Annotated in this window: 12 protein-coding genes; 7 read left to right on the top strand and 5 right to left on the bottom strand. The window is 69.4% G+C overall.

From position 1 onward, the window contains the following. Positions 1-222 precede the first annotated feature (222 nt). Entirely contained in the window at positions 223-5,910 is a 5,688-nt protein-coding gene (locus VZQ01_RS35820; protein ID WP_426745891.1) for an AAA family ATPase, read from the top strand. 5 nt (positions 5,911-5,915) lie between these two features. On the opposite strand, the gene VZQ01_RS35825 is transcribed toward VZQ01_RS35820, so the two are convergent. Continuing rightward, the gene (locus VZQ01_RS35825) at positions 5,916-6,221 is read right to left on the bottom strand and encodes a hypothetical protein (protein ID WP_141324330.1); all 306 of its coding nucleotides are present in this window, start codon (positions 6,219-6,221) and stop codon (positions 5,916-5,918) included. Between the two features lie 257 nt (positions 6,222-6,478). Between VZQ01_RS35825 and VZQ01_RS35830 the strand changes: the two genes are divergently transcribed. The 3 genes from VZQ01_RS35830 (at position 6,479) to VZQ01_RS35840 (ending at position 11,859) form a co-directional block, all read left to right on the top strand. Beyond that, complete coding sequence (locus VZQ01_RS35830) at positions 6,479-7,030, top strand: SLOG cluster 4 domain-containing protein (protein WP_223785327.1); 552 nt, start codon at positions 6,479-6,481, stop codon at positions 7,028-7,030. Positions 7,031-7,163: 133 nt separating this feature from the next. After that, the gene (locus VZQ01_RS35835; protein WP_046714650.1) at positions 7,164-7,565 is read left to right on the top strand and encodes a hypothetical protein; all 402 of its coding nucleotides are present in this window, start codon (positions 7,164-7,166) and stop codon (positions 7,563-7,565) included. Positions 7,566-7,575: 10 nt separating this feature from the next. Beyond that, positions 7,576-11,859, top strand: a complete 4,284-nt coding sequence (locus VZQ01_RS35840; RefSeq protein ID WP_426745892.1) for an AAA family ATPase — start codon at positions 7,576-7,578, stop codon at positions 11,857-11,859. Here VZQ01_RS35840 and VZQ01_RS35845 read toward each other — a convergent pair. Further along, positions 11,844-13,259 (bottom strand): B12-binding domain-containing radical SAM protein, encoded by a 1,416-nt coding sequence (locus tag VZQ01_RS35845; protein ID WP_223785325.1) that lies wholly within the window; start codon positions 13,257-13,259, stop codon positions 11,844-11,846. The two genes, VZQ01_RS35840 and VZQ01_RS35845, sit on opposite strands and share 16 nt — an antisense overlap. Positions 13,260-13,921: 662 nt before the next feature. Between VZQ01_RS35845 and VZQ01_RS35850 the strand changes: the two genes are divergently transcribed. Continuing rightward, a complete protein-coding gene (locus VZQ01_RS35850; protein WP_248546087.1) occupies positions 13,922-14,302 on the top strand; it encodes a hypothetical protein in 381 nt (126 codons plus the stop codon). Positions 14,303-14,342: 40 nt separating this feature from the next. Here the strand turns inward: VZQ01_RS35850 and VZQ01_RS35855 are convergent, their stop codons facing one another. Beyond that, positions 14,343-15,098: a DUF5953 family protein gene (locus tag VZQ01_RS35855; protein WP_248546086.1), complete on the bottom strand. Its 756-nt coding sequence runs from the start codon at positions 15,096-15,098 to the stop codon at positions 14,343-14,345. After that, positions 15,095-16,006 (bottom strand): DUF6310 domain-containing protein, encoded by a 912-nt coding sequence (locus VZQ01_RS35860; protein ID WP_426745893.1) that lies wholly within the window; start codon positions 16,004-16,006, stop codon positions 15,095-15,097. The genes VZQ01_RS35855 and VZQ01_RS35860 overlap by 4 nt, the downstream gene beginning before the upstream one ends. A 531-nt stretch (positions 16,007-16,537) precedes the next feature. Between VZQ01_RS35860 and VZQ01_RS35865 the strand changes: the two genes are divergently transcribed. After that, a complete protein-coding gene (locus VZQ01_RS35865) occupies positions 16,538-17,074 on the top strand; it encodes a YceI family protein (protein ID WP_426745894.1) in 537 nt (178 codons plus the stop codon). 3 nt (positions 17,075-17,077) lie between these two features. Here VZQ01_RS35865 and VZQ01_RS35870 read toward each other — a convergent pair whose 3' ends face one another. Further along, the gene (locus tag VZQ01_RS35870; protein ID WP_248546084.1) at positions 17,078-18,091 is read right to left on the bottom strand and encodes an endonuclease/exonuclease/phosphatase family protein; all 1,014 of its coding nucleotides are present in this window, start codon (positions 18,089-18,091) and stop codon (positions 17,078-17,080) included. A 247-nt stretch (positions 18,092-18,338) separates the two neighbouring features. On the opposite strand from VZQ01_RS35870, the gene VZQ01_RS35875 reads away from it, so the two are divergent. Further along, positions 18,339-18,479 (top strand): hypothetical protein, encoded by a 141-nt coding sequence (locus tag VZQ01_RS35875; protein ID WP_223751647.1) that lies wholly within the window; start codon positions 18,339-18,341, stop codon positions 18,477-18,479. The last annotated feature ends 7 nt before the right edge of the window (positions 18,480-18,486 follow it).

The raw sequence follows: 18,486 nt of genomic DNA on the forward strand, positions 1-18,486 counted from the left end.
GAGCCCCCTGCCGCGTGACGCGGCGCCGCACCGCCCATCACCTTACCCGCGGTCGCTGACGCCGCTCACTACTCGACGTGTCCACCTCCGGGGCCGTGCGAATCCGGTAGGGCGTGCGTGTGTGCTGTTGACGTCCGAGCGGGAGGAGGCCCGCCCCCCTGGACAGGTCCTCGCCCGCATCGTCCGTTACAGCTTACGAGTAGGGTCGTCGCCGAGGGGGGCATGATGCTCGAGCTGCCCGGCTTGCAAGACGCTCGGAGAATCTACCGGGGCCACCGGTATGACGTGCTCCGTGCCTGGACTCCCGACGGCGGCGCTCGGGTGCTCAAGGTCGTCCGCGAAGGCCCGCTGGCGGAGAGCAGCGCCGGAATGCTGCGCCACGAACATGTGATGCTGCGCGAGCTGTCCGACCTCGACGGGGTGGTCGACGTCATCGGCCTCGAAGAGCTGTCGGGCCACCTGGCCCTCGTCCTCGAGGATGCCGGCCCCACTGACCTCCGGGACCTGCTGCGACGAGGACCGCTCGAGGTGGACCTCTTCCTCGAACTGGCCCTGGACGTGGCGACCACCCTGGGCGCCCTGCATCGGCGGCACGTCATCCACCGTGACCTCAACCCCGCCAACCTCGTCGTGGCGGCCAGCGGTCGCCGACTGGTGATGATCGACTTCGACCTGGCCACCAGCGTGCAGGGCCTCGTGCGCAGCGCCGGTGTTCCGGGCGGCTTCGAGGGCACGCTGCGCTACATCGCCCCCGAGCAGACCGGGAGGATGGGCCGGCGCGTGGACCACCGCGCGGACCTCTATGCGCTGGGCGCGACCTTCTACGAGATGCTCACGGGCGAGGCGCCCTTCCTCTCGGCCGATGCCGCGCAGCTCGTGCATGCGCTCCTGGCACAGCCTCCCATTCCTCCCGCCGACCGGAACCCCTCGCTCCCGAGCCTCCTCTCCGACGTCGTGCTCCGCCTGCTCGCGAAGTCCCCCGAGGAGCGCTACCAGAGCGCCGAGGCCCTCGTCGCAGACCTGCGGGAAATCCAGCGACGCTGGCGCGGTCCCGGGACGCCCATCACCTTCGAGCTGGGCCGCCACGACCTCGCGCGCGAGCTGGGCCTGCCCGACAAGCTCTACGGTCGCGAGCGTGAACTGGCCCTCCTGGATGCCGCCCTGGAGCGCGCCCGCGCGGGCTCTCGCGAGTGGGTGTTGCTCGCCGGAGCCTCCGGGAGCGGCAAGTCGTCCCTGGCCAACGTCCTGCGCGAGCGCGTGGGCGCGGGCCACTTCCTCGCGGGCAGGTCTCCCGAGCTGCGAGGGCAGACGCCCTATGCGTCGCTGATGGAGGCCGTGCGCGGGCTCGTGGTGAGCGTCCTCGAGCTGCCGCCCGAAGGCGTGGAGGCGTGGCGACTGCGCCTGCAGAAGTCCCTCGGAAACCACGGGCGCATGCTCACCGAGCTCGTGCCCGAGCTGGAGCGACTCATCGGCGAACAGCCCCCCGTCGTCGCGCTGGGGCCGCGTGAGGCCGGGAGCCGCTTCCTGCGGATGCTCCAGTCCTTCCTCCGCGACCTGGCCACCGCCGAGCAGCCCCTGGTGCTCTTCCTCGACGACCTCCAGTGGGCGGACGCGGCCACGCTGGAGCTGCTCTCGCGATTGTCGACGGACTCGGAGCTGCACCACCTGCTGGTCCTCGGCGCCTGGCGTCCGGGCGAGTGGGGGCCCACGCATCCCCTGGAGCGCTGGCGGACGGCGCTCTCTGCCGTGGGGTGCTCGCCGCTCCTGCTGGAGCTGGGGCCCTTGGACCTGCCCGCGTTGACGGCGCTGTGCGCGGACGCGCTGAAGTGCGACGCGGCGCACGTCGAGCCACTCGCGAGGCTCGTGCTCGAGAAGACCGCTGGCAATCCCTTCTCCGTGGGCCACTTCCTGCGGCACCTGCATCGCACGGGGCTGCTCACGTACGACCTGGAGTCGGGGACGTGGCACTGGGAGCTGGAGCGGATCGCGCAAGCCGAGGTCACCGACAATGTCGTGGAGCTGATGCTCGACTCCATCCGTCGACTGCCGGCGTCGACGCAGCGACTGTTGACGGTGGCCGCGTGCATGCGAGGGCAGGTGGACCTGTGGTTGCTGGCGCGCGTGGTGGAGGCGCCCCTGGAGGACACGGCGGGAGCGCTCTGGAGCGCCCTGCGCGCGGGGCTCCTCGTCCCGGAGGGGCGTGGCCCTCGCTTCCCGTCCCAACAGTCGGCCAGCCTCATGTCGGTGAATCAAGCCACGTATCGCTTCGCGCATGACCGCGTCAGGCATGCCGCGTACTCACTCCTGTCCGAGGCCGAGCGGGCCGCCGTGCATCGCGCCATCGCCCGCCATCTCTGGGCCGATGCGCGGGGCACGGAGAACGAGTCGCGCGTGTGCGAGGTGGTGGACCACTACCACCTGGGCGGCGACGTGGTGCGTGACACGAACGAGCGCACGTGGCTCGCCGAGCTCAACCTGCGCGCGGGACGCAAGGTGCGCGATGCCTCCGCCTTCGAGGCGGCGCTGGCGTACTTCATGCGTGCTCGCGCCCTGCTGCCCGAGGACGCCTGGTCGACCCGGACCGAGCAGATGCTCCAGCTCCACCGGGACGCGGCCGAGTGCGCGCAGCTCACCGCAGACCGCCTGTTGTCCGAGCGCCTCATCGACGCGGCGATGGCGCACGCGCGCACGCCGCTGGAGAAGGTGGACCTCTACGTCCTGCGGATGAACGCGAGCATCTTCGCCAGGGACCACGAAGCCGCGCTCCGGCACGCGCGCGAGGGGCTCCGCTTGTTCGGCGTGGAGCTGCCGGAGGGTGATGCGACCGAGGCCTTCCGCGCGGAGCTCCCCCAGGTGGAGGCCCTGTGGAAGGACCGCTCCGAGGAGGCGCTCCTGTCCGCGCCGCGCATGGACGCGGAGTTGGAGCGCGGCTGCATGCGGCTGTTGATGAACGCGGGCATCGCGGCCTGGTTCTCGGACCCGCCGATGTTCTCGTTCATCTACACGCGCATGGTGGGCCTCACGCTGCGCCACGGCAACAGCGTGTACTCCGCCTTCGCGTACGTCTGCTTCGGCCTCGTCTTCGGCGAGTCCCGAGGCGACTACGCCGCGGGCCACCCCTTCAGCCACCTGGGCATGGAGCTGAGCCGCCGCTTCGACGAGCCGCGCGAGGAGTGCCGCGTGCTCGCCGCGTTCCTCTTCTACATGCGCCACTGGCGCGAGCCCCTGCGCTCGTCCATCCCGCTTCTGCGCCGGGGCATCTCCGCGGGGCTCGAGAGCGGTGAGCCGCAGTACGTCGCATACTTGCTGGCGAGCCTCAGCTTCACGCGCTTGCGGATGGGCGCCGAACTGGACCGCGCCCACGCGGAGAGCGAGTCGGCGCTCGCGTTCGACCAGAAGAGCGGACAGCGCGCCATGGCGGACCTCCAGCTCGCGCTGCGTCAGGCCGTGCGCTGCCTCCAGGGGCGGACCCGCGAGCGCGCGGGCTACGACGATTCGACGTTCGACACGCGCGCGTTCCTCGAGAAGGCCCAGGGGGACCCCACCATCCTCGGGCAGTTCTTCATCCTCCGGCTCCAGACGTCCTATCTGCTCGGAGACCTGTCGGGCGCGCGGGAGATGCTCCGCGCCGCCGAGCCCCACCTGCGCTTCATGCCGTCGCTCTTCACCGTCACCGAGCACGCCTTCTTCAGCGGGCTGGTGCACGCGGCGGGCAACGGCGCCCTGGCCTCACTCGACGAGCGTCGGTCCCTCGTCGAGCGCGCCTGGAGCCAGTTCCGCCACTGGTCGACGAACAGTCCGGAGAACTTCCTCCACCGCTACCTGCTGCTCTGCGCCGAGCGTGCCCGGCTCGAAGGCCACTTCACCGAGGCCGCCGAGCTCTTCGACGAGGCCATCGACCGAGCACGCGAGGACGGCCATCCCCACGACGAGGCGCTCGCGAACGTGCTCGCGGGGCGGCTGTACGGCGCGCTGGGCCGCAAGCGCGTGGCCTCGCTCTACCTGCGCGCCGCGCGGGAGGGCTTCGCCCGCTGGGGCGCCAAGGCCGTGGTGTCCGCATTGCAGGAGGAGTTCCCCGACCTCCAGGTGCAGGAGTCCGGCCTGTGGGACCAGACCGTCACGCCCACGGGCGACGACTTCCGGGGCGCGTCACTCGACCTGCTCAGCATCCTCAAGGCGGCGCAATCCCTGTCGGGCGAGGTCGCCCTGGAGCGGCTGCTCGAGAAGTTGATGGCGGTATGCCTGGAGGTGGCGGGCGCGCAGCGCGGCGCGCTGGTGTTGGACGAGCAGGGCGCGCTGGTGCTCACGGCGGTGGGCGGAGTGGGGGAGCCCCTCTCGCGGCCCCAGCTTCCCCTCGTGGGTTCGACGCTGGTGCCCGAGTCGCTCCTGGCGCACGCCTTCCGCACCGGGGACGCGGTGGTGCTCGGGGACGCCGTGCACCAGGGGCGCTTCGTGTCGGATGCCTACGTGGCGCGGCAGCGCGTGAAGTCCGCCCTGGTGGTGCCCATCCGCCGCCACGCGCGCACCATGGGCGTCCTCTATTTGGAGAACAACCTGGCCACCCACGCCTTCACCCCGGACCGGGTGCGCGTGCTCCAGTTGTTGTCCTCGCAGATGGCCATCTCGCTGGAGAACAGCCTCCTGTTCGAGGAGCGCCGGCGCGCGGAGGAGGCCGTGCGCTTCCTCGCCGAGAGCAGCGTGGTGCTGGCCGAGGCGCTGGACTTCGAAGCGACGCTGTCCCGGCTGGCGCGCCTGTGCGTGTCCTCGCTCTCCACGCTCTGCGCCATCGACGTGGTGGAGCCCTCGGGCGCCATCCGCCGGCTCTCCACCGCGCACGCCGACCCGGGACACGAGCGCATCGCTCGCGACCTGCAGTCGTTCTACACACCCGACTGGGACTCGTCCCAGCCCGCCATCGCCGTGCTGAAGAGTCGCGAGCCGCTGCTCATCCCCGTCATCACCGACGAAGTCCTGGAGCGGTTGTGCCGCGACGAGGCGCACGTCGCGCTCATCCGCGCGCTGAAGGCCCGCTCCTTCCTCGCGGTGCCGCTCATCGCCCGGGGGCGGATGCTGGGCGTCATCTCGCTCGTGTCCTCGGTGCCGGGCAAACGCTACGGGCCCCCGGACGTGGAGCTCGCGCAGGACCTGGCGCGCCGCGCGGCCATCGCCCTGGACAACGCGCGGCTGTACCACGAGTCCCAGGACGCCATCCGCCTGCGCGACGAGTTCCTCTCCATCGCCGCGCACGAGCTCTACACCCCCATCACCGCGCTCCAGCTCTCCGTGCAGGGACTCGCCCGGAGCGAGGTGCCCACGCGCGACGCCGTCCAGCGCGCCTCCAGGACGACCCAGTCGCAGACCCGGCGACTGGCGCACCTGGTCGACGAACTGCTCGATGTCTCCCGAATCCAGACGGGCCGCCTCCACCTGACGCTGGAGCCGGTGGACCTGGCCTCCGTGGTGCGCGACGTGACCGAAGGCATGCGGGACGCCATCCAGCGCTCCCGGTCGCCCATCTCCTTGAGCCTGTCCCCGGACTGCATCGGCCGATGGGACCGCGTCCGCCTGGAGCAGGTGGTGACGAACCTGTTGTCCAACGCCCTCAAGTTCGGCGCCGGCAGCCCCATCGAGGTGCGACTGGCGCACGCCGAGGGCCGCGTCCACCTGGACGTCATCGACCAGGGCATCGGCATCCCCGCCGAGCGACTGCCTCACATCTTCGGCCGCTTCGAGCGCGCCGTGTCGTCACGCGAATACGGGGGCCTGGGCCTGGGCCTCTTCATCGTCCGCGAAATCGTCGCGGCGCTCGGCGGACAGGTCCACGCACAGAGCATCCAGGGCGAGGGCGCCCGCTTCACCGTCGAGCTGCCGAGCGAGGGCCCCGTGGACCTCCGCGCCAGCAACCCCTGACACCCTCAGTCGTGCGTGCCGATGTGCTGGTCGCCGTGCCGCTCGCAGACCCAATGGAACGCGCACGAGCACGCCACCGCGCGGGCACTGGAGCAGCACCGCCCACCGAAGTGCTCGGGCAGGGGAAGGGCGTCGTCCTCCGGCGGGTCCGGCAACAACCGCGGCGCGCCACGCCCCGACTCCGCGGGGTACTCGTCACAGCACCCTCGCTCCATGCAGCGCGGGCACAGGGACAGCTCACAGTTGGCGCACCAGTCGAAGATTTCACCGGGGCCACCACGTCGCTCACATCCACCACAGGTGTCGAACACGGCCACCTCCAGGCTTGACGTGAAGCAGGTTACGGAGGGGGTCTGACAGGCCAGGGCGCCTGGGGCGCGGAGTACCCCTGGGCGCGCCGCGTCCTGCAAGCGTCATTTCGGGCTCTGTCGGAGGGTGGATCCTTCCATCGGTGAACGGCGGACGCGGACTCTGTGCCGCACTGAACGGTTGCGCCGGATGCGTGGGACGCACATGGAAGAAGCTGGGGGGCGGGCCGGTCACATCCGCGGGAAGGAGCAAACCAGTCATGAGAAAGGAACGGCGGATCATCGGCGTGTTCGGCTCGGGGCGGCAGGAGCACCTGGAGCGCGTCATTCCGTTGGCGCGGTGGATCGCCGAGGCGGGGTTCGACCTGCTCACCGGCGCGGGCAGCGGCGTCATGCGCGCGGCGGCGGACGCGTTCGTCCAGGTGGTGGGCCGGCGGGGCATCTCCATCGGCATCGTCCCCGGCACGGTGAAGGACGGCGAATACGTCCCGCGCCAGGGCTACCCCAACCCGGGCGTGGAGCTGGCCATCTACACCCACCTGCCCTTGAGCGGTGAGCAGGGGACGGATCCACTCAGCCGCAACCACATCAACGTCCTCACCCCCCACGCCCTGGTGGCCCTGCCCGGAGGCGCCGGCACCGCGGCCGAGGCCGTGCTGTGCGTCCGCTACGACAAGCCCATCATCCTCTTCGGCTCGCCCGATGAGTTCCGCCGCTTCCCCTCCGGCCTGGAGCGCACCGACTCCCTGGAGCGCGTCGCCGAGTTCCTCCGCGCCGCCGTCCTCGAGCCCGCCCGCCCTCCTGCTCCCTGAGCTTGGAAACCCAGGAATCCTCGTCTGTTTCGAGGGTGCTCGAAGCCGGGTGAAAACCGACTAGGATGGGGAGCCGGGGGCACTGCCGCTCCACGCTGAAGACCGGTTTCCGCGTCGTTCCTCGTGCGTCGACATGATCAGTGCCGAATACCCGCTGGCAAGTTGGTTCCTGGCCGTCTCGACGACGTTCTTCCTGTTGGTGTTCGCCCTGCCGCTCCTCCTGATGCCGCTGCGTTGGTCTCGCTGGTTGGGCTGGGCGCCCATGCAGGGCAACACGGACCTGACGGTGTACTTCGGCCGGTGCCTGGGCGGGGTGGCGCTGGCCATCATCCTCACGGTGATGCGCTACATCCCGGACCCGCGAAGCCAGCCGGCGCTCTTCGAGCTCATCGGCTGGGTGTGCGCGGCCATGGTGGTGGTGCACGCGTGGGGGGCGTTGAGGAAGGCGCAGCCGTTGTCGGAGACGCTGGAGACGTTCCTCTACGCCGGGGTGGGCGTGGCGGCGATGTGGATTCGCTTCAGGACGTTGGGCTGAGGGCGCCAGCATGTCGTCGGCCGACATCGACCTGGTGCTGTCCTCGCTCCGGCCCTACATCCCTGGCGCCCTGATTCGCAGGCTGGAGGACACGGAGGCGCACGCGCTGCCGCCGGTGGAGTCGGTGCGCGGCGCCATCCTGGTGCTGGACATCGCGGGCTTCACGCCCATCGTCGTGCGCCTGAGCGGTGAAGGGCCTCGCGGCATCGACGCGCTCCAGCGCCTCTTGCGCGGCTACTACACGGAGATGATCGACGTCGTGAAGGCGCACGGCGGCGACATCTACCAGTTCGCCGGTGACTCCATCCTCGCCTGCTTCGAGCCCGCCTCCGACGAGGGCGACGCGGAGGCGGTGGCGCGCGCGGCCCGGTGCGCGCTGGACGTGCAGCGAAGGCTCGCTCCTTTCTCCCGGCTGGAGCTGTTGGGGCAGCGCTTCGGTGTGTCCTCGCGCATCGGCATCGGCGTGGGCGAGTCGCACCGCATCGTCCTGGGGACGACGGGCATGTGGATGCACCCGGCGCTCGTCGGCCGGCCGCTGGAGCAGGCGGTGGCCGCCGAGAAGCGGGCCCGGGTGGGCGAGGTGCTGCTGAGCCCCGAGGCCTGGGCGCTCCTGCCGGACCTGGCGCGCGTGGGCGAGGAGTGCGACGGCGCCTACCGCCTGGAGCCCTCGGTGCCGCTGGAGGCGCGGCCTCCGCCGGTGTTCGACGCGCCGGGCGGCGAGGAGCTGGTGGGCCGCTGCGCGCTCCTGCTCCACCCGGTGCTCTTCACGCGCATCACCACTGCGCACCAGGAGCTGGGCGGTGACTTCCGCGACCTCACCTGCTTCTTCCTGCGCTTCAAGACGGACCACGGGCCGTCCGAGGTGGAGGCCTTCACCCGCGAGCTGAACGCCTTCTACGAGTACGTCCAGCGCGAGAGCGCGCACCACGGCGGCGTGCTCCTGATGACGGACTTCACGGACAAGGGCAACGTGCTCTACGTCCTGTTCGGCGCGCCCACCGCCCAGCAGAACAAGGAGGTGCTGGCCAGCCGGCTCGCGTGCAAGCTGGTGCGCGAGCGCGAGGCCTACCCCTACGTGCGCGAGCTGCAGATCGGCATCGCCACGGGGCACGCGTACTTCGGCGACATGGGCTCGCCCTGGCGCAAGGGCTACTCGGCGCTGGGAGAGGTGGTGAACCTGGCCGCGCGGCTGATGACGTACGCGGACGGGGTGGGCATCCACATCGACGCGCAGACGGAGCGCAAGCTGCAGCAGGGCGGCTTCGCCACGGAGTTCGTCGAGGACGCCACGCTCAAGGGCGTCACCCGCGCGGTGCCCATCTTCCGGCTCAAGGGCGAGGTGCGCCGCAGCCTCTTCGTGAAGGGCCGGGGCGGCATCGTCGGCCGGCGGCGCGAGCTGGGGCAGCTGCAGGCCGCGGTGGAGGAGTCGCTCCAGGGCGCGGGGCGGCTGTGCGTGGTGTCCGGCGAGGCGGGCATCGGCAAGTCGCGTCTGGGCGCCCGGGTGGTGGAGGAGGCCGAGTCGCGCGGCGCGCGCAGCCTGTACGGCATCTGCTACTCGTACGAGATGTTCACGCCCTTCTTCCCCTGGAAGGAGGTGCTCGTGCAGCTGTTCGGCCTGCACGAGGGCGATGACGTGGACGCGCAGCTGCTCCGGGTGCGGCAGGGGCTCGACAGCCTGGAGGACGTGGGGCCGGAGTGGACGCCGGTGATGGCGCACATCCTGGGTTTGAGCGTCGAGGAGGACGCGGCCACCTCGGGGCTGGACGCGCGCCACAAGAACCAGAAGGTCTTCCACATCATCTTCCAGCTCCTGGAGAAGCACGCGCGCAAGACGCCGCTCCTGCTCTTCTTCGAGGACCTGCACTGGGCCGACAACATCTCCGTCGACCTCATCGAGTACGTCGCCGCCCGGCTTGCGCCCCTGCGCGTGACGCTGCTGGTGACGATGCGGCCCGGAGAGCAGCTGCGCGCCGTGGAGCACCTGCCGTACCTGCGCAAGCTCGACGTCTCCAGCCTGGACGACGAGGACACGCGGGCGCTCTTGCGCGTGCACCTGCGCATGGAGCCGCCCGACCTCGCGCTGGAGGACCTGCTGCTCTCCAAGGTGCAGGGCAACCCGTTCTTCGCGGAGTCCATCGTCCAGGGCATGGTGGAGGGCGGCTACCTGGGGCCGGTGTCGCCGGGCGCGGCGCGCCGCGAGCTCAAGCGCGGCCTGCAGACGCTGGTGCTGCCGGACTCCATCCAGGACGTGGTGCTCGGGCGCATCGACCTGCTCAGCGAGACGGAGAAGCTGGTGGTGAAGGTCGCGTCCGTCATCGGCCGCATCTTCACGCTGGACGCCGTGGCGGCGCTGGCCCCCGGCTCGGTGCCTCGCCAGCGCATCCGCGAGGCCATCGACACGCTGACGCACCTGGGGCTCATCCTCCTGGAGGTGGAGGAGCCCTTCACGTGCATCTTCAAGCACATCGTCATCCGCGACGCCGCGTACAACACGCTGATGGTGTCCTCGCGCGAGGACCTGCACCGGCGCCTGGCGCTCTTCCTGGAGGCGCGCGCGGGGGAGAACACCGCGCCGTCCGCGGGCATCCTGGCGTTCCACTTCCTCGCCGGGAACGACGAGGTGAAGGGCCTGGAGTACACGCTGATGGCGGCGCGCGGCGCTCGCTCGCAGTACGCGAACGACGACGCCGTCCACCACTACAACAAGGCCATCGAGATCCTCGCCATCACCCAGGCGTTGGACCCGGACGAGGTGCTGCTCAAGACGCGCCGGGTGATGCAGGAGCTGGCGGAGACGCTCTTGCAGGCGGGCAACTACGCGGGCGCCATCCACATGTTCGAGCAGTGCCTGGCGGACGAGGACCAGGACCCGCGCCGCGCGGAGCTGCACCTGGGCCTGGGCCGCGCCCACCAGGAGAAGGGCGAGTCCAAGCGCGCCATCCAGGAGCTGGAGCGCGCCATGGACTTGATGGGGCGTCCCATGCCGCGCAACCTGTTCTCACTGGCGCTGCGCACGCTCCTGGCCTTCGGGCTGCACCTGCTCTACGGCCTGTTCCCCTTCCTCGCCCGGCCGCTGGGGCCTCGGCTGCCGCTGTACCTCAAGCAGCTGTCCACGCTCGTCTCGCTCATCAAGATCTACTACTTCAAGGACCTGGCGAAGCTCACGTGGGCGACCATGGTGGCCACCATCATGGCGGAGCGCTCGAAGGGGGAGCGGGGGCTGAGCCTGGCGAGCAGCTACTACGGCTCGCTGCTGTTCGGCTCGGGCTTCCTCGGGTTGTCGAAGCGCTGGTGTCAGCGGGCGCTGAGCTACGCGCGGCAGGCGAGGGACCCTTCGGCGGAGGGCATCGCGCTGTCGCGCCTGGCCACGCTGTCCATCTTCAGCAACAAGCAGGCGGAGGCCACGCAGTACGCCGAGCAGTCCATGGCGCTCTTGCGCCAGGTGCGCGACATGTGGGAGGTGCAGACGGGGCTGATGATGCTGGGCTCCAGCCAGTTCCTCGCCTCGCGCTTCGAGGGCGCGGAGGCCGCGTACGTCGAGATGGGGAAGATGGGCGAGGAGCTGCACGCGCTCATGCACCAGGGCTGGGCGCACTCGTGGGTGCCCATGTGCCGCTACCTGCGCGGCGAGGGCGAGGTGGGCGAGCTGTGCGCGGAGCTGGAGCAGGGGCTGCGCATCAGCATCGAGGTGCAGGACCTGGCCAACCAGTGCGCCAGCCTCAACCACCTGGTCAACGTGACGGTGCGCGAGCACCAGGTGGAGGAGGCGGGGCTGATGGCGGTGCGCGCGGACGAGGCGCTGTGGCGCTACCACGTGCTCGTGCCGTTCCTCCAGATTGGCCTCGTGGACGCGGCCGAGGGTGCGCTGTTCGCGCTGGAGCAGGGGGCGCAGGCGGTGCCGCGCCAGACGCTGTGGGCCATCGTCCGCCGGTGTCTGTTCAAGGCGCGGCTGCTCGCGTGGCGCTATCCGTACATGAAGGGCCCGGCCTTGCGCGTGTCGGCCCGCGCGCTGGCGCTGAAGAAGGGCGGCAAGGCGGCCGAGCCGCTGTTCCTGCGCGCCATCAAGACGCTGGAGGACACGCCGAACCGGTGGGAGACGGGCGTGGCGTACCACGACGCGGCGGTGGCGCTGCCGCACCGGCGCGCCGAGTTCCTGGCCCGGGCGCGCGCCATCTTCGAGTCCATTGGCGCGAAGGCGGAGCTGCGCCGGCTGGACCGGCTGGAGGCCGAACTGGGGATGGCGCCCGGGGTGGAGGCGTCACCCCCGGCGGGCGGGCGTCAGGTGAGCTGCTGAGGCTTCAGGCCCAGCGCCGCCATCTGCCGCGTGTCCCAGTCCTCGAGTGCGTCGAGCCCCGCGATGTAGCGCCGGGCGGGGTTCTTCAGCGGGTTGCGGATGCTGAGGATTTCGGGGCCGGAGAAGGTGATGACCTGCTTGTAGCGGGGCAGGTTGCTCAAGGTCAGCTTGGACCAGTAGTGCCTCGCGATGTTGGGCAGGCTGCCCAGCTGGCCGCAGAGCCGGTGGAAGTGCTCGATGACCTCGGAGGGGTGCAGGTTCTTCGGCCGGTGGCAGAGGGTGTAGCCGTCGTAGTCGCGGCTGACGGTGCCCGGCAGCAGGCGGTTCTCGGCCTGGAGCTCGCGGAAGAAGGGCGTCTCCGGATAGGGGCAGACGATGCCGAGGAAGGTGACGGAGAAGTAGCCCAGGTCCGAGAGGTACATGGGCAGCTTCTCCAGGTACTCGTTGGTGTCGCCGTCGGAGCCGACGATGAGGCCGAAGGACAGGAGGATTCCGGAGGAGAAGACGCGGCGGATGACGGCGTCCACTTCGGAGAGCGTGTTCTGGCCCTTGTTCATCGCCTTGATGGACTCGGGGTTGAGGGACTCCAGGCCGGTGTAGACGTAGCGGCAGCCGGCCTTGGCCATCAGCTTGACCAGCGACTCGTCCTTGAGGACGTTGAAGGTGAGGGCGCAGCCCCAGGTCTTCTTCAGGGGGATGAGCGCCTCGCACAGCTCGCGCAGGTACTTGGGGGAGCCGCCCAGGTTGTTGTCGAGGAAGATGAAGGCGTCCTTCATCAATCCCAGGTAGTTGGGGTTCCAGCGCATGCGTGTCTGGATTTCGTCGAGGACCTGGGCGACGGGGCGGTAGCGGTAGCGCTCGTGGCCGGTGAGGACGCAGAAGTTGCAGCGGAACGGGCAGCCGCGGGACGCCTCGATGCCGGGCAGGCGGACCTTGTTGTGCTCGAAGTCGATGAGCTCGTAGCGATACGGGCGGATGGCGGTGGGGCCCGAGGAGGGCAGGGCGTAGCGCTTCTGGAGCCGGCCCTGCTCGAAGTCCGCGATGAGCGCGGGGACGTTGGACTCCGGCTCGCCGGTGATGACGGCGTCGAAGTGCGCCTGTGCGTCGTCGGGGAAGTGGTTGGCGTGCCGGCCTCCCGCGACGGTGGTCATCCCGCGCTGGCGGAAGAGCGTGGAGAGCACCTTGGTGTGCTCGTAGTAGGAGTGCAGGTACGAGAAGAAGACCAGGTCCCAGTGACGGTCCATGGGGAGGTCGACCTCCTTCTCGTTGAAGATCTCCACCTCGGCATGCTCCGGGCACAGGCCGGCGATGAGCTCCGGCACGGCCGACTGCATGATGGAGGGTTCCTTGATGCGCAGACGGGTGGGGTGCGTGTACGTGGAGATGACGGCGATCCGCATGCGGGACTGTGGCTCCTGGAAGAAGCGGACGCGCGTGAGGAGCCGCCAGCCGGCGGTCGGGTCTCCCCCTCACGAGACCGTGTCTCCAGAATCCCTCCGGGAAGGCGGCTTGGCAAAATGCCAGCGGAAGTATCGCCACTCGCCTCTGGGGTCCGTTGTGACAACCCGCCGCGCGTACCGTCACGCCTTGGAATAGGTTCCCAGCGAATGGGAACATGGCTCAACGCGGCCTTCATCCAGTGCGGGGACGTGGACCGGGTGGAGCGAGAGCTCGCTCGTCTCGTGGTGGAGATGGGGCGGCGACTCGTGAGCCCGAGTCAGCGCACGCCTGACGCTCGAGATCCCATGCAGTACGGAAAAGGTGAGGAGGTTCGTCGTTGGGGGATCGCCGGCTTCCGCGGTGCCCCGGGATGGACCGCCATCCGCACGGCTCCCTGATACAGGGGAGCCGGCCGATTCTCGCACGCCTCGCAGAGCAGGTGGGCGCCCCTGCTTTCCAGTACAACATCCACGGCAGCAGCTCGGGTTTGTTGATGGAGGCAGACGCGCGTGGGCGCGTGGAGCTTTCAGGGTACGTCTCGCACGAGCCGAGCGAATTCTGGAACGGAGCTCCCCCCAGGGAGCGCCTTGAGCCGCGCTTTCGCATCATCGACCCCTCGGAGGTGGCTGCCTGGTCCGAGGCCGCCATGCCGGCGGCGCGGGTGAAGGTGATGGATTCCTCCGGAGGGAACCTCCACACGAAGGATTCCGAGCTGGTGCGATGGCTCAGCGATGTTGGCGCCGAGGTGGACTCCTCGGCGGGGTGGCCCGGCCACTATGACGTGTGGACGTTTCATCCCGCGCACGTCATCCGCAAGTTCACGGAGGTGGACGACACGAGCTTGTTCCTGGATGCGGACTGGTGTGCGGAGCCGGCGTTCAAGACGGTCTTCGGTGGTCCGAACGCCGAGCACTGCGACAACCTGTTCATGGTGCAGACGCTCCTCCCCCACGCACCCCTGCCCGTGGACGGGTTCGTGCTCTACGCGGAGTCGAAGGAGTAGGATCGGGTGCTGTATCCACGTCTCAGGAGCCTGATCGAATTCAGGGCGCCGCACGTCCTCCGATTGCCGGAAAGCGCTCGTAGGTCCACTTGAGCGAGTCCAAGTGGTCGGGATTGTCCAGGTCAAGCGGGGTATCAGTCAGTTGCACGACCCATCCGCCGGATGGAGTGCGCCGTGCTCGTGCGAGCAATTCGGAGTCACGAGTGGGGTCTGGGAATCCGATGGCCTGCGCGGCAGCCTCGGACCAGTAATTGATCCAACCGAGGTAGGAGGGAATCTCGGGGGCTCCAAGGTGCTCGAGCGACTTCAGGGCGGGCAGCCCTCGACGTGGGGACGGGGGGCCTTCCGGAGTTGGGGCCATCTGGTACGCAATGTCCACTGCGGCATCATAAGGCGTTGCTCGCCCCCAGTACGCACCCGATCCTTCCGCGATACCCTCGAGCACCGACGCTGCTGACTCCGTCACGGCCTTGTCCAGGGGCAGCTTGGCGTGAACCTCGAACTGGTCCCGACCGCCTGGGCTGAGGAGTCCTGCTCTTTCTCGCCCCCACACTGTCACAGGGGCGCTTGGCTCCCCGTTGCAGAGGAGCGGGAATCCCCCGTCCTCGCTCTGTTCAAGGAGCCATGCATCACGCTGCTCCAGAAGGATGGGCCGCCCACTCTTCGAGAGCCGCCATTCGAGGCGCAAACCGGGGAGCGCCCTCTCCAGTCCACGAACACTGTCGAGCGTGCGTCGGTCCTCGCCCATGAGCGCGGGTGCGTAGACGACGACGGCCAGGGTTTTTCGCGGAGTCATCGTCCACATCCTGTGACCACAATCTTCAGGAAGGGGTCCGCTTCCAACAGCGCGTCTTTATGCGCTTGCGTGCTCACCCCAATGAGGAAGTCATAGCCACACTTCGTCGCGGCTTTTCGTTCTTCATCCAGTTGGCGGATCTCTTTTTCGACTTCTCGCTCCTGAACGAAACTGTTGTACGTGTCGAATCGATGGGTCTTGATTTCCCACAGCTTGCGTGCGCCCACTTGCAGCGCATCGAAGCGCGCACCGCCGACGAGTACATCCATCCCGGGATAGCGGTTGGGTGGGAAGGAGTCGGCGCACTTGTCATGCGCATCATCGTCGCCCGCGTGAGGCACTGGCACAGGCTCGCAACTGGCGCGCCCTGCCGCGCTCATGGGCGGTAGGGGTGGCTGCCCATCCTTCCCTGTTGACTCAGGCTTCAGCTTGGGCCTGTTTCGTGCTGTCGCTCCCTTGGATGAAGCCTCCGTTTGTCGTGAAGGGCCTGCTTCCTCGGGATAGGTGTGGCGGAACTCGTAGGCATCCATCGCCTCTGTGATGGCGGCGGCCACTACCACCGCGCCGAGGACAATCACGGCGCCCACGACGATTTCAGGAGCCGCCAGCACGCAGAGTCCGATGCCCAGGGCCGCGGCGCCAGCGGAGGCGACCGTGCACCTTCCCGTGAGGTCATGAAGCTCGATCCGGTCATGGTCGAGGGCCTGATAGCACCGCTCCATCAAGAGGGGCCAAGGCTGGGATGCTTCGCGGACGACGCAGTGTCCCTTATCCGTCCAAGGGAGTGTCGCGGCTCGCTGGAGGTTGGCGAGCCTCGGGTTTCCCGCTCCCCGCTCATTGGGATGCGGCGTCGAGGATGCGCAGGCTGCAAGGAAGACGAAGAGTGCGATGCCAGCGCGCAGCCGCATGATTCCGACCTTTCCAACGCAGCCAGGGCACCGCCCGGCACAGAGGATGGAGTCGGAGTATGCCTGTACGTGGGCTCGCGACGAGCACCTCCGCTCTCGTTCGGCGCGCCGTGTGGGCCAGTGTGCTCCGCTGGCGTGACGAGAGAGGAGATCGGGCAGCGTCGCACGAGCGCAATTCGCCGGGGTGTCCGAGTGGACGGGCCTTGCTTGGCTTTACGGTCGCTCTTACCGCGGGACTCGCGGCAGTGGGCACGCGGCACGTCTCTCGGAGAGACACGGGCTGCTTCGCGCCTTCGGTTGCCCGGAGGTTGCTACCTTAGGACCGTTAGTAGGGCTTGGTTGCGTGTCGGACCCGTACGGCCAGACACCCCGGCGACGAAGATTCTCACCGCCTGTGCTCGTGGTGACGCGCGGTGGACGACTCCTCGGCGCGGGGCCTGACAGCGGCTGTGATTGGCGTAGGATGGCTGTGTCGGCCGTGACCCGCTCACCCGACACTCCCCCTCGATTCGCACCGACGAGCTCCCCCTCATGCCCGTGACCTCCTGGAACATCGACCCCGCACATTCCACCGTGCTCTTCATCGCCCGCCACATGGTGGTGGCGCGCGTGCACGGCCGCTTCGAGCGCATCTCCGGCTCGCTGCGCGTGGACCCCGAGCAGCCCACGCGGGGCGAGGTCGAAGTCTTCGCGGACACGGCCAGCATCTACACGGGCGCGCCGGAGCGCGACGCGCACCTGCGCTCGCCGGACTTCCTCGACGCGGAGGCCGCGCCGAAGCTCACCTTCCGCAGCACCCACGTGGAGCCCACCGGCGGCGCCAGCTTCCGCCTGTCCGGCGAGCTGTCCATCCGCAACGTCACCCAGCCCGTCGTCTTCGAGGCGCGCCACACCGCCACGTCGAAGGACCCGTGGGGCAGCACGCGCCTCATCTACACGGCGCGCGCCACCATCAACCGCTCCGACTACGGCATCCGCTGGAACAAGACGCTCGACAACGGCGGGTGGCTCGTCGGCGAGAAGGTCGACATCGAGCTCGACATCCAGGCCATCCCCGCCGCGAGCTGAGCGTCAGGGCCCCGGCATGAAGTCGGCCTTCACGGCGGCGTGGTCCGAGCCGCCGTAGCCGCTGCCGTCCCGGACCGCGCGGAACGAGCCCGGCACGTACGTGCCGGCCGCGTTGTTGGCCACGAACAGGTGGTCGATGGCCTGCTTGCGACCGGAGTAGTTGTACGTCCACGTCTGGTCGTCCGGCCGGTCCTTCGCCACGCGCTTGAGCATCCCGTCCTGCTCCAGCGCGTCGATGGGCGCCGAGCCCGGCGTGTCGTTGAGGTCCCCGCCCATCACCACCAGCGAGCGGGGCGCGCGCGCCGCCGCCTGCGTGACGATGTCCCGGGCGGCGCTGGCCTCCGCGTAACGGCGGCCCGGGTCGTCGTTCGACTTCGCCTTGAAGTGCGCCGCGAAGACGATGACCTCCTTGCCGTTCACGTCCAGGTGCACCTCCAGGAACTCGCGAGCGAAGCGTGTGGACGAGCCGTCCGGCCGCGTCAGCGCGCGGTGCCGGTGCGTGACGACCGAGGTGATGGGGAACGCGGAGAGCACCCCCACGTCCACGCTGGCCGGCTCGTGAATCTCACCCAGCACCGCGTGCGGGAACTCCGGCAGCCGCGCCTGGAGCGCGTCCAGCCCCGCCTGCGTCTCCACCTCCGCCAGCAGCACCACGTCCGCGTCCAGCAGCCCGATGGCGCCGGAGAGCCGGGCCACCTGCGCGTCGAACTCGTCGCGCGTGGGCAGCTCCTCGTACTCCGTGCCCCCACACCGACCCGAGTCGCAGACGGTGTCGAACAGGCGATGGACGTTGTACGCCGCGATGCGCACGCTGCCCTCGGGGCGGATGGCCTCCCCGTCGCCGTTGCCGCACGGCCCCGAGGGGCACTCGGCCCCCGGGAGGTCCGGAGGCGGGCGCCCGTCACAACCGAGCAGCCCGACGAACAGTCCCCACACCAGCCGCGCGCGGAGGAAGGAAGGACCCAACGCCCCGACGAACGCCAGGGGCCGTGCACCGCGAGTGGACAGGTGGGGCATGCGGCCGTGCACACTACCACCGCGCGCCCGCGCGGACGTTGTCCGTGCACGATTGCACTCGTGACGCGAGCTGCTAGTTTGCCGCGTCACGCGAGGTGTTCCAGGAAACCGCGTGCCTGCCCGGTCTCCAGGGCAGCGGGCTCACGGGGCGACTCGGCTCACGAAGCGGCGAGGGGTGGAACCGGACCTCCGCCGTGCCGACCCGGGCGCGAGGCGTCAGGTTGTGGAAGTGGAAGGAGGCGAGGACATGATCTGGGAAATCCTCATCGGCGCGGCGGTGATGACGCTCGTCACGGTGCTCTTCACGGGGCCGGGGATGTGGAGCTCCACGTGGGGCTGGAAGAACAACAAGCAGAAGGGCAAGGAGCCGTCCAAGCCGGACGTGTAGGCGACCA

Origin of the sequence: Myxococcus faecalis (assembly GCF_050039385.1) — a bacterium.
Lineage (GTDB): Bacteria > Myxococcota > Myxococcia > Myxococcales > Myxococcaceae > Myxococcus > Myxococcus fulvus.